This is a genomic window from Mesorhizobium sp. WSM4816, assembly GCF_055811535.1.
Map to the genome: position 1 here is coordinate 57,076 of NZ_JBVVQR010000031.1, position 11,819 is coordinate 68,894.

Annotated in this window: 10 protein-coding genes and 1 pseudogene; 8 read left to right on the forward strand and 3 right to left on the reverse strand. The window is 61.0% G+C overall.

What is annotated here, in order from left to right:
* Nucleotides 1-137: 137 nt before the first annotated feature.
* Nucleotides 138-1,373: a class I SAM-dependent methyltransferase gene (locus tag AC0L3H_RS25530; RefSeq protein WP_473587306.1), complete on the reverse strand. Its 1,236-nt coding sequence runs from the start codon at nucleotides 1,371-1,373 to the stop codon at nucleotides 138-140.
* Between the two features lie 883 nt (nucleotides 1,374-2,256).
* On the opposite strand from AC0L3H_RS25530, the gene AC0L3H_RS25535 reads away from it, so the two are divergent.
* The 6 genes and pseudogenes from AC0L3H_RS25535 to AC0L3H_RS25560 all read left to right on the forward strand — a co-directional run bounded on the left by AC0L3H_RS25535 (nucleotide 2,257) and on the right by AC0L3H_RS25560 (nucleotide 8,815).
* On the forward strand, nucleotides 2,257-3,981 hold the full coding sequence (locus AC0L3H_RS25535; protein ID WP_473587300.1) for a hypothetical protein: 1,725 nt from the start codon (nucleotides 2,257-2,259) through the stop codon (nucleotides 3,979-3,981).
* Nucleotides 3,978-4,262 (forward strand): hypothetical protein, encoded by a 285-nt coding sequence (locus tag AC0L3H_RS25540; protein WP_287223610.1) that lies wholly within the window; start codon nucleotides 3,978-3,980, stop codon nucleotides 4,260-4,262. The genes AC0L3H_RS25535 and AC0L3H_RS25540 overlap by 4 nt, the downstream gene beginning before the upstream one ends.
* 247 nt (nucleotides 4,263-4,509) lie before the next feature.
* Nucleotides 4,510-6,375, forward strand: a complete 1,866-nt coding sequence (locus AC0L3H_RS25545; RefSeq protein ID WP_473587301.1) for a TPR end-of-group domain-containing protein — start codon at nucleotides 4,510-4,512, stop codon at nucleotides 6,373-6,375.
* Between the two features lie 119 nt (nucleotides 6,376-6,494).
* Nucleotides 6,495-7,815 (forward strand): annotated as a pseudogene (locus tag AC0L3H_RS25550) (gluzincin family metallopeptidase).
* Nucleotides 7,816-7,836: 21 nt separating this feature from the next.
* The gene (locus tag AC0L3H_RS25555) at nucleotides 7,837-8,457 is read left to right on the forward strand and encodes a hypothetical protein (protein ID WP_473587302.1); all 621 of its coding nucleotides are present in this window, start codon (nucleotides 7,837-7,839) and stop codon (nucleotides 8,455-8,457) included.
* The gene (locus AC0L3H_RS25560; RefSeq protein ID WP_473495158.1) at nucleotides 8,444-8,815 is read left to right on the forward strand and encodes a hypothetical protein; all 372 of its coding nucleotides are present in this window, start codon (nucleotides 8,444-8,446) and stop codon (nucleotides 8,813-8,815) included. Before AC0L3H_RS25555 ends, AC0L3H_RS25560 begins: the two co-directional genes overlap by 14 nt.
* Before the next feature lie 114 nt (nucleotides 8,816-8,929).
* On the opposite strand, the gene AC0L3H_RS25565 is transcribed toward AC0L3H_RS25560, so the two are convergent.
* Entirely contained in the window at nucleotides 8,930-9,910 is a 981-nt protein-coding gene (locus tag AC0L3H_RS25565) for a quinone oxidoreductase family protein (RefSeq protein ID WP_473587303.1), read from the reverse strand.
* A gap of 97 nt (nucleotides 9,911-10,007) precedes the next feature.
* On the opposite strand from AC0L3H_RS25565, the gene AC0L3H_RS25570 reads away from it, so the two are divergent.
* A complete protein-coding gene (locus AC0L3H_RS25570) occupies nucleotides 10,008-10,442 on the forward strand; it encodes a winged helix-turn-helix transcriptional regulator (protein ID WP_473495156.1) in 435 nt (144 codons plus the stop codon).
* 63 nt (nucleotides 10,443-10,505) lie between these two features.
* Here the strand turns inward: AC0L3H_RS25570 and AC0L3H_RS25575 are convergent, their stop codons facing one another.
* The gene (locus AC0L3H_RS25575) at nucleotides 10,506-11,111 is read right to left on the reverse strand and encodes an NADPH-dependent FMN reductase (protein ID WP_473587304.1); all 606 of its coding nucleotides are present in this window, start codon (nucleotides 11,109-11,111) and stop codon (nucleotides 10,506-10,508) included.
* A 92-nt stretch (nucleotides 11,112-11,203) separates the two neighbouring features.
* On the opposite strand from AC0L3H_RS25575, the gene AC0L3H_RS25580 reads away from it, so the two are divergent.
* The gene (locus AC0L3H_RS25580; protein ID WP_031255233.1) at nucleotides 11,204-11,572 is read left to right on the forward strand and encodes a winged helix-turn-helix transcriptional regulator; all 369 of its coding nucleotides are present in this window, start codon (nucleotides 11,204-11,206) and stop codon (nucleotides 11,570-11,572) included.
* The last annotated feature ends 247 nt before the right edge of the window (nucleotides 11,573-11,819 follow it).

Below are 11,819 nucleotides of genomic sequence, written 5' to 3' on the forward strand. Positions count from 1 at the left end.
TGACCGGGGCGGTACTCGGGCGCGAGCGGAGCCTTAGAAATGACTCGCCACCAACTGCAAGCCCCCCACGATGATGTCATCCGAGTCCTGCAGGGCGAGCTAACCAGCGGACCGGGCCCACGGTGTAGATAGCGAAACTACGCACTCGTCTGCATCGAGCTCAGTAGGCGTCGCTCTTCTTCGACAATATAATCGCGGATGATTGGGACATCGTCACGGCGAGCCGAGATCAGTATCTGGAAGACAAAATTTGAACCGTTTAGGAAGCCGAGTTCGGCCGACGCCAGATAGAAATCCCACATACGGCAGAAGCGTTCGCCCATCATGGCGACTGCCTCCTCGCGCCTGGCCTCATAACCGAGACGCCAATCGTGGATCGTCCAGTAATAGTGCAGCCGCAAATTTTCGCAGTCGGCGCACCAGATCCCCGTGCGCTCCAACGAGGCAAACACCTCTGACAAAGCCGGCACATACCCACCTGGAAAGATATACTTGCGGATGAACGGCGCCGTCGTACCAGGCGGTGACATGCGTCCGATCGCATGAACCAATGCGAAGCCGCCCTCCTTCAACAATCTACTGATGGTTGTGAAATAGCTGTCGAAATGAGCGACGCCTACGTGCTCCATCATTCCGATCGAGACAACACGGTCGAATTGTCCGCTGACCTCGCGATAGTCGACCTCGCGAAAATCGATCTGATGAGCGACCCCGGCCTCGATCGCTCGAAGCCGAGACGCCGCCAATTGCTCCGTCGAAACGTTGATCGCCGTGACCTTCACGTCGCAATACTTGGCGAGATAGATGGCGAGAGCGCCCCAGCCTGAGCCGATTTCCAACACATGCATGCCCGGCTCTAGCTTGAGCTTCGCGGCAATGTGGCCATGCTTGTCGATCTGCGCTTGCAGCAGATTGTTGTCCGGTGCCGTATAATAGGCGCACGAATAGGTCATTGTCTCGTCGAGCCATAGCTCATAAAATTTCGTCGGGATGTCGTAGTGATGCTGAACGTTTTTTGCGGCGAGACCGAGCTTGTTGTTCTGCTGGCGTCGGCGCAACGCACGCCAGACTTTCCGCAACGCCTTCTGAACGGGGTGGGCTGCCAACCCAGTGCGGTTGACAGAAAAAAGTGACAAGAGGTCAAATGCTTTGCCACCGTTCTCGATCACCAAGCGGCCATCCATGTAGGCTTCGGCCGCCTTCAGTTCCGGATTGAAGAAGATCTCGCGTTCGACCGCTTTGTCGGTTAGGCGGATCGTCACGTCGGGCCCATCCTGTCCACTGCCGAAGGCTTGCCTGAAACCGTCCTCGAATATGACAGTCAGGCGCCCGTTTTTTACAAAACGGGAGAGCAGATTTGGCAGCAGACGCATTGTGGCTCGTTTCTCGTCACTTGCCCCGTAAGTATGACTGCCCGGTGTCGGTACATCAATACCGATCTGGGGCGGAGAGGGATCGGACTTCAGAAGTCTCCTCCCAATGCCGAAGTAGCGACCCATCCGGGGCCGCCTGCCCCGCGATCGGAAATGTCTACCCTGGCGCAATAAGATGTCCAAGGTGGTCGCCGGCAGCGTCTGCTATCCGGCAATCGCAAAGATCGCTTCAAGGGTGGACATGCGGCGCAAAGCAGCCATGCCGCCGTCGCGTGTGAGACTCTGCTTCGGGTCGGAGAACGAACCCGCTAGGCGGGAGGCGCCTGCGGTTGAGGTAGAGATCAGGGACCGGTCGTCGCGCCCGCATTGAGCGTCATTCGGCGGCGGCAGAGCATGACGGGCTTCTTCAACAAGGAGCCTGACCATGACCCATCCCGCTCTCGATGCACATCCATCAGCCCTTTGCGCCAGCGGTTGATCGGCGACATGAACATGTGGCGTTTCTCACGGGAGACGCAGCGCAACTATCTCCGACCCATTCGGATTTGCGTAGCGGCGCGAGCCAGGCGGCGAAGGTGTCAGCCTAGTGCAAGACCGGCCAGGTCACGGAAGAAGGCCAGATCGCCTGATGATGCTTGGCAGGTTTTCCAACGCGGGCCGATGTCTGCGTTGCGCGCCCGCATCGAAAAACCTTCACCGAGTCGGTCATCTGATGGAGGCGCCAGAGCCTCCAAAGGCGGACGATCGACAGCTTTTTGAGGTGAGCGTAACGAGATTCGTCAACGGGCGGATCCCCAAAAACGGCACCGACCCGAGAACAGTGGCTTTATCATTTTTTTGAATCCTGCGCGGTAAGGTTCCGCGCATGTGGTTGAAGACTTACTTGATCATCACCGGCGTCGGCGCGTTCGTGGCGCTGACAATGCCATGGCTGGTCATCATCGGCAGTTTCCTGATTATCCCGGGACTCATCCTCGCGTCGATGCCAACGGCCTTCATGTATGGCGTCGCCTTCGCGCTGTTCCGCTTGCTGCTCGGAAGTTTCGTTTCAGGCGTTCCTCTGAACGTCATATCGGGCGCCGCGACGCTGGCATTGTTCTGGACCATCCCCCAGCCAGGCCTCACCTGGGCGAGGGACAAGCTGGCCAGCCTGGAGGAGCCGGACATTCAGCCGAGCGCACCGATTGCGCTCAACGGCGACATTCTCCTCGCCCGCCCGTTCGAGGGCCGTTGCGACGCATTGTGCGCGGCCTTGCTCAAAACCCCGGGCGTCACTTCAGTCCGCGTCCAGACCCTTCGCGGTCATTCCAATACCTATCGCATCGTGCCGGACTCGACGCCCGGCAAACGAAGCACCGTTATCGGGCATGGCCTGCTGGAAGAGCGGCGTTACGATGCCTCCGATCCACTCGCCCCTCAGCGCGCGCTGGAAGCCGAATGGAACCTGATGATGTCAGAGGGCAAGGCGCTGCTGCAAAGCGACGACGCCCCCGAACCCGGCTTCACCATCGCGATCGAGGACGGCCCTGCCGTGCCCGATGCCAAGCCCCGGTCGGGACGGGTGGATTGGTCGCTCGAACCCTCCGCACCCCACCGCAAGGCGCTCACCATCACCGACGCCGGTGAACAGGTGCTGCTGCGGCAGTCGATCCTGTCGATCTTTGCCCCGGCGGCGCCGTTGCTGATCGGGACTTCGGGCGGGATCGAGAACTTCCGGTTCGGCTGGGAGCGTCGGCGGCTCGGTGACGGAAGGATGTACGCCGAGGTTCCGGTCAACCGGCTGCTACTCGACCACACCAGCGTTTCGCGCGGCGTGGATATCGAAGCGGCGAAAACGAGAACGCGCGAGGAACTTGCCAGAGCGCTCGACGATCCGCTTAAGCCGGTGAGCGATCCCGCGTTCGCGCTCGCCAATCAGTGGATGGACTCGTTCCGCGCGAACGACCAGCCGCTCGGCGAGAGCGACCGGCGTCTGCTGGTTCGCATCTTGGAGGACCCGCGGGTGCGATCCTCAGACGGGCTGTGGGCGATCATCAAACAGGTCGATGGCGACTCCGCCGATCTGCGGCGGCTCGCCGCCCGCCGCTACCTCGCGGCCACCGACAAGAAGGAGGCGCGCCACTGGATCAATGCCCTGGCCGGCCTCCCTGTAGGTGCATACGCCGATCCTCTGCCGGAAGAGCGCGCAATTGTCGCCGATCCGGCGGTCAGCCGCTTTGCCACCGGCCTGATCAAGCGCCAGGGCGAGCGCGGCGTCGATGCCGTGCCCGACCTGTTGCGGCTGCTGCGCGAGTACTCCGTCTACGATCCGGGCAAGTATGGCTTCAGCGACCTGACCGCGGCCACCGATGCCGTGCGAAACGGCTTTCGCCGCATTGGCCCTGCGGCCTCTTTCGCGCGGGTTGAGATCGAGCAACTCCTGGCTTCGCCGGGTCTGGAGTACCGCTACAAGACGCTCGGCCAGGAAGAATGGGACACGCTGCTGGTCGTCCTCGGGAAGCCTGTCGAAACGCTTACCAAGCCGGAAAACCGAAGTGGTACCGACGCGAGGTACCGCGAGCGCGTCGCTCAACGGGCCGCCAGGCCTTACGATCCGCGCCGGGATTGATCGACGACACGGGACGAGAACCTCGCCAATTTATTGCATGCGGATTCCGCTATTTCGGCCTAATCGTTCAAGCGATTGATCGTGCTTCGAAACATCCTGCTTTTTGGAAGAGTGTGCCGCCGCTCAGAGGCAGAATCTCAGCGCAGAGTAACGTCAATGGTTTGATTCAGCCCTTGTCCGCGATGGCGGGATCATTGGTTACTGGCGCAACCATGATCTCCAGCGTGGTCGTTGGCTATGTCTGCTTTCAGGAAACGGCAAAACTGATCTCAACGACCTGAATGAGGCGCAGGGCCGACCGACACAAGGTTTGGGGCCACCCCGATTGCGGCTGTCGGCCCGCTGGTCACCGCCAGCCCCGCGCTTTCCCCATAGCATCCACCCTGCACCCCGCGGCTTCCTGCTTGGGAGGTTTTCCAACGCGGGCTGATGTCGATCCCAGCCCGCACCCTCGCGTTGCGGCCCACATCGAAAAACCTTCACCGGTATGCCGTTAAATCGTGTAGTATCGACGTTTTCGGAGACGGCATGTCCGAGGAGCGGGTTGAGCGCCGTCTGGCGGCGATCCTGGCTGCCGACGTGGTAGGCTACAGTCGCCTGATGGAAGCAAATGAAGAGCGAACGCTCGGCGCGCTTCGCCAGCATCGCCGCGAGTTCTTCGATCCAACTGTAGCCAAGCATGGCGGGCGCATCTTCAAGGTGATGGGCGACGGCTTGCTTGTCGAGTTCGGCAGCGTTCTCAATGCGGCCCGTTGTGCCGTAGAAATCCAGCGCGGGATGGTAGAGCGCAACGCCGGGATCCCGAAAGACCGCCATTTCAAGTTTCGGATGGGCATCAATCTCGGCGATCTTGTCGTCGACGGCGACGATTTTTACGGCGACGGCGTGAACATGGCAGTCCGGTTGCAAGGTCTCGCCGTACCCGGCGGCATTGCCTGTTCGGAGGCGGTGCGCCACGAGGTCGGCAACAAACTCGACCTGGACTTCGCCGATCAGGGTGCCAGGACGGTGAAGAACATGTCCCATCCGGTGCATGTCTATTTCGCCAATTGGGGGAATGTCGCCTCGCGCAACGAAATGCGGACCGGCGAGATTGGGACGCGCCCCGACAAGCCTTCGGTGGCCGTCCTGCCCTTCGCCAATATGAGCAACGATCCCGACCAGGAGTTCTTCAGCGACGGGATCACCGAGGACATCATCACGGACCTGTCCAACGTTTCGGGCCTCTTCGTGCTCAGCCGCAACACCGTCTTCGCCTGCAAGCGCCGCGCCCTGAACCTGGAACACATCGCCAGTGAACTCGGTGTCGCCTATGTGGTCGAGGGAAGCGTCCGCAAAGCCGGGAACCGCGTCAGGATCAATGCCGAACTGACCGAAGGGGCGAGCGACGGCCACGTCTGGGCCGCCCGCTATGACCGCGACCTCACCGATATCTTCGCCGTGCAGGACGGGATCACCAAGGCAATCGTCGAGCAGCTCAAGGTCAAACTCCTTCCCGAGGAGAAGAAGGCGATTGAGCAAGCGCCGACCGAGAATGTCGAAGCCTATACGCATTATTTGAGAGGCCGCGAGTATTACCACATCGCGTCGAAGGCAAACCACCTGATGGCCAGGCAAAGTTTCGCCAGGGCTATCGAACTCGACCCGAGCTATGCTCGAGCCTATGCCGGCATCGCGGTCTGCAACACGCGGCTCCGCTCGCAATTTGGCTTCGACATTCAGGTCGAGGATATTCTGGCAACCACTGCAAAGGCGTTGGCTATCGACCCCAATCTGCCAGAAGCGTATGCGGCCATGGGGCACGCCCTTTCCGGCGCTGGTCGCCGCGCCGAGGCAGTTGCCGCCTTCGAGCGGGCTTTGGCCATCAATCCTAACTGCCATGAGGCCAATCGCTACTATGCCGAGTTCTGCGTGACCCAGGGTCAGTTCGAAATGGCAGCGACGTATTTCCTGAGGGCAATGGAGATCAAGCCGGCGGATTATGGTGCGCCGGTTATGCTCGTGAACGTCTTCCGCTCGCTCGGGCAGAACGATCAAGCCGAAAACTATGCGCGGATCGCGATAGGGAAGGCCGAGGAGGAGCTAAGGCTCCACCCGGAGAATGCCAATGTCGGATGCCTTGGCGCGATCATGCTCGCCTTCCTCGGTGAGCACGATCGAGCATTGGCATGGCTCGAGCGCTCCCTTGCGACCGAATCCGGCGACATCAACATCCAGTACAATGCCGCCTGCACCTATGCGCTGCTGGGCGAGAGCGACCGGTCGATCGACCTGCTGGAGGCCTGGTTGCCTCAGGTCGGCACGGAAATGAAGCTGTGGTTCAAGAACGACTCCGATTTCGAGCCCATTCGCGGCCACCCGCGCTACCCCAGGCTGATAGAACTCACGGAATAGGGCGGGGCCGGCGCGCGTTCGCAGACCCGACAAACAAAAGGCTCACGTTGCTTATGAAGTTCTCGCCAAGCAACGGAGATTAATTTATGCTAAGCTAATATAGGTCGTGGGGTACTGGGATGACGACCCGGTTCAGGCTCTTTGTCCAGCCTCCGTTCGAGGACGCTCGAGCGTGCCCTGAAATCGTCACGGTTTCATCGCCGCTCGGAAGCGTCGGTGTCGGCCCGTCGAATGTATGTCGTGGAGCCGGTCGGCAAGACCAGGCCCTATGGCGTGAACCGCGCGCCCTTGGGAACGCCGTTTATCTATCTGCCGCCCTGGACAGGAAATATCCTCGCGCCGGCAGTGCCCGACGAGCGCGGCAATTTCGATCACTACCAGCCATCGATGCCCGGCTTCGAGGCCGCGCATCTCTTCGGCTCCGTGCGGTTCACGCTCGATGTGTGGGAACGCTATCTCGGCCAGTCGGTTGCATGGCATTTCCGCGATCATCATGAGCGTCTGGAAATCTCGATCCTGCCGACGTGGAACAATGCGCAGTTCGGCTACGGCTATCTCGAAGTGGGCAGCCAGTTCGAGACGGACGGAAGTATCCTCCCTTTCAGCCTCGACTTCGACATCATCGCCCACGAGGTCGGCCACGCTATAGCCTTCGCCGTGCTGGGCGTGCCGGGCCTGGGCAAAGAGTTCCCCGAATATGTCGGCTTCCAGGAAGCCTTCTCCGACTGCGTGTCGCTGATCGCCGCCATGCATTTCCCGTCGGTGATCAACAATGTGCTGGACGAGACGCGCGGCAACCTCTATCTCGCCAACCGTCTCGCGCGCTTTTCGGAATTTTCGCCGCATAGCCAGATAAGGTTGGCAAACAACCAGCGGACGATGGCCGAATTCGTCCACGGTTGGAAGAACGAGCATGACCTGTCGGAGCCGCTCACCGGCGCGATATTCGACATTCTGGTCGATATCTTTCACGAGAGTTTGGTGGCCCGCGGCCTGATCTCGTCCGAGATCGAGAATCTCGCCGATGTCGCCGAAGCCGATCCGGCTGCCCGGGCGCCGCTGCAGGACGCCTTCGACCGCGCTTTCGCCCGCCGGACCGACGGCTTCCGCGAGGCGCTGCTCGATGCGCGCGACGTCGTCGGGATGTATCTCGCCGAAACGCTATGGGCTTTGGGGCCCGATTTTCTGGACTATGGAGATGTCGCGACAGCGATGCTCGCCGTCGATGAGGTCGAGACGGGGGGTGAGTTCGCAAGGCTCATCGGTCGCAACTTCAGGCGTCGGGGCATCGGCGAGCTGCACGCTGGCAGGCGGATCAACAATAGGCCGCGCCGCGGCCATTCCCATTCGGCCCGCACCTTGCTGCCGAGAGATATATCCAATTTTCCGAAGATGACTTATCGAGAAAGAGTTATGTTAGCAAGGTCGATGTCTAGCTAGATAATAATAACGGAGAGGAAGATGTCAGATAATGAAACACTACTTGGCGTATCGTCTGTATATCTGTTTGGTCGGTTGCTTGAAGACGTGATTTTGAGAGGAGGCGGCATATACGATAACTTGCAGGTACCAAGACCAGGAAACAACAATTTTCTGCGGCGTCAGCTCGAACATGTTGTTGGAACTGCTCCGAATCAACGCCCCGATGCGCGTCTGGCACGGATTTTTTCTTTTTCCTTCGAGGGAGCATTTTATGAACTGGCTCCGCCAGCGATTTTTCTCGTCCATGGGGCCGGTCTTGACCCCGACGATCCCTCCCCAACCAATGCCGACGACGTAGTTGAGTACAAAAGACTGTCCCGGGCTCCCGGGTCCAGTGCGCGAACGGGCCTCGGCTTGCAGATCGGGGCTTTCTCCAGGGACATAAAAGTATGGATTTACGACAAGAGCGACCATTCGCTCAGGTTGGACGCAGAGACGGGGTCACTCGAGCAAACCCTGCTATCTGGAGAGGCCTATGGCGGAGGCATGGGCAGGTCGGGCGGCGGTATGGGCAGATCCGGTGGCGGCATGGGTAGGTCGGGCGGCGTGATGGCAAGATCAGGCGGATGGACGCCACGAAAACCAAATGATCTCGATTGATCTCGTCGAACATGCCGCAGGAACAAGGGAGGAACTTCGTATGGCTGTAGATATAGATTATCTGGAAGTAAGCCCTGTTAAAATCGTCAAGGGGGGCGTTGGATACTTTGACATTGTTGGCGATGAGCTCCTGACGGCCAACTTGGAATTCTACGCCTCATTCGATGAGGCTGGCGCGCAACCGGACGATCAAATTGAAGTCCATGTCGATGATTCGAAGACAGGAAAAGAAACAAGACTGCCGATGATTGCTGAGGCAACTGAAAAAGCGGACAACGATGCGAATAAGGTACGCTGGGTTGTGATCAAATTGGATGGCAATATAGAGGACGCCGCACAAGGTTTAATAGTCATTTAGAGAGGCCTTCGCCGCCTGCAATCCGGCCCGCCAGAAGTCGGCTCCTGGCGCTGTTCCCACTATTTGAGCACACGCATTGCACGGAGCCCGTGCGCAGTTAGTCGACCACACCACTCAAGGTATTAGCACGACCTTGCCGGTCGAGCGGCGCTCCTCCAGCGAGCGGTGCGCTTCGTTGGCCTGGTCGAGCGGGTAGCGGCCGCCTTGCGTCACGGCAAGCTGGCCGCTGGCGGCCAGCTGGAAAAGCTCCGACAGGCTGGCCCTGAGGCCATCGGCAGAGAGCAGCGGCAGCAGGGCGAAACCTCGCAGGGACTGGTTCCGGGTGATCATCGCTTCCAGTTCCGCAGCGCCGACCGTGTATCTGCCCAGCGCCGCAAAAACCAGCTCTCCGCCAGGCGCGAGCGCTTGCAGCGATGCCGCCGTCATCGAGCCGCCGACAATGTCGTAGACGACATCGACGCCGGCGCCGCCAGCCGCCTCCCGCACTCGCGCGGGCCAATCCGCCGCGCTGTAGTCGACCGCGGCATCGGCGCCAAGCGACAGGGCAAGATCGAGCTTGGCCCTGCTGCCGGCGACCGCGATCACGGCGCTGGCGCCCTGGCGTTTGGCGAGCTGGACCAGCAACGAGCCGACACCGCCCGCGGCTGCAGTGACCAGCACCGACTTGCCGGCTGGCGGGCTTTGCCGCAGCAGATGAAAGGCCGTCAGTCCCTGCACCATCAGGGCCGTCGCGTCTTCGAATGAGAGCGCGTCGGGCAAAGGCACGGCCAGCGATGCGTCGATCGTCACATAGTCGGCATAGCCGCCAAACGGGCGCTTCGAAGCGAACAGCGGCGCAGCTATGCGTGTCCCGGTCAGCGAGATGTCAACCTCGTGACCAAGCGCCTCCACGGTCCCGGCAGCCTCGACGCCGAGAACCATCGGCAATTGCGGCGTCATCGCGTAGCGATCCCCGCGCATCAACACCTCGAAGAAATTCACGCCGGCCGCATGAACGCGGATCAGCACCTCGCCTGCTTGCGGCTCCGGCTTCGGCATCTCGACGATGTCGAGGACGTCGGGACCGCCGAAACGGTTGAGTTGAATGGCTCTCATGGCATGCACCCATCGCTATGGCATCGGCTGCTGTTTGCCACTATCTGCCTGATCGCGACCACACACTCATTTGTCCCCTGCTGACCAGGAGGTGACCATGGCCATGCCGACCAAAACGGGGCCGACCAAAACGGGGCCGACCAAAAGGCTGCTCAAGAGACTGCCTCTGCTGCCGGCGGAACGCGCGCTGAAAGTGATCTCGGGCCGATGGAAGGCTGTCATTCTCTACCATCTCTTTGACGGCCCCCGGCGGCTGTCGGCGCTGAAGACGCTGGTGCCTGATATCACCCAGAAAGTGCTGATCCAGCAGCTTCGCGAAATGGAGGAACACGGCCTTGTCAGACGCGAGATCTTTGCCGAGATCCCCTCACGCGTCGAATATTCGGCGACGCGCCTCGGCCTCAGCCTCGAGCCTATCCTTCTGGCGCTCTGTGAGTGGGGCCAGCACCATGCGGATGAGTTGAACGAGATGGACCGCCTCGCCGACTGTATCATCAGGCCTCGGCAGGCGCGGCAGCCAGCCATCGCCTGAATCAAAAGGGGCGACGCAAGCGCCGCCCCGGGAACCCTTGGGAGGACTGTCCTGGTCTGCGGTTCAGGCCGCCTTGACTTCCTCGGCCACCGCGTCGGTCTGGCGCGCCGCCTTCAGCACTTTGGCCCACCATGCAACGTCGTTGACCAGCGCGGTCGCCGCCTGGTTCAGGTGCTCGAGCTCCTCGAGCTTCTTTTCACCTTGCCGGACGGCAAGGAAATCGCCCCAGGCGATATGGACTGCCGACTTGACCGGCGCCATCTGCAGCTCGACCGCATGCAGCCTCAGCTGCTCGACGGCACGCGCGCCGCCGACGCTGCCATAGCCGACGAAGCCGGCCGGCTTCTTGTTCCATTCATTGGCGGCGTAGTCGATCGCGTTCTTCAGCACGGCGGTCGGGCCATGGTTGTATTCGGCGGCGGTGAAGATGAAGCCATCGAACTCGGCGACCTTCTTCTGCCAGTGCTTTGCCACTTCATTCTGCGACGGCGCCCAGGCGGACGAAGCGACCTCGTCGAAGAACGGCAGCGGGAAGTCGCGCAGGTCGACCACTTCCACGTCGATGTCGGCATGCGACTTGGCGATCTTGGCGATCCACTGGGTCGGAACGTCGGCGAAGCGTGCGGCGCGGGTCGAACCGACGACAATGGCGATTTTGGGTTTGGACATAGAGGGGCTCTCCTTCAGGCGAATTTCTGGTATCGTTTAGATACTTGAGCTATATGAGTGACTGCGCCAACGAGGCGCAAGGAGGCACCTTTTTGATACCAAGGCACCCGCACCGCACCGAGGACTGCCGCGCCATCTCGGAAATCCTGCAGCGCGTCGGCGACAAATGGACCGTGCTCGTCGTCGGCAAGCTCGGTGACGGGCCGCTGCGCTTCAACGAATTGCGCAGCGCCGTCGGCGGCATTTCGCAAAAGATGCTGACCACGACGTTGCGCGGGCTTGAGCGCGACGGCTTCGTCACCCGGACCGTGTTTCCGACCATTCCGCCACGCGTCGACTATGAGCTGACCGACCTTGGCTACGAGCTGCTTGTGCCGGTCGGCGCGCTCGGCGAATGGGCGCGCAAGAACACAGAGCGGGTCAAGGCCGCTCGCGCGAGGTTCGATGGGCTTCATGCCTGAAATCCTTGCGCTGCAAGGCTTTGCGGCAGCGAGCCGCTCGTCTCGCCGTCCCTTCTCCCCTTGTGGGAGAAGGTGGATTGGCGCGCAGCGCCAAGACGGAAGAGGGGTGTTGGACGGAGTGCCGTCGGTGCCAAGCTGGACCACCCCTCATCCGACCGCGCTTCGCGCGGCCACCTTCTCCCACAAGGAGGGCTTTGCACGGGGGCCGAAGTTTGGCGCAGATGGCGCATGGGGCGTTTTTTGAAAC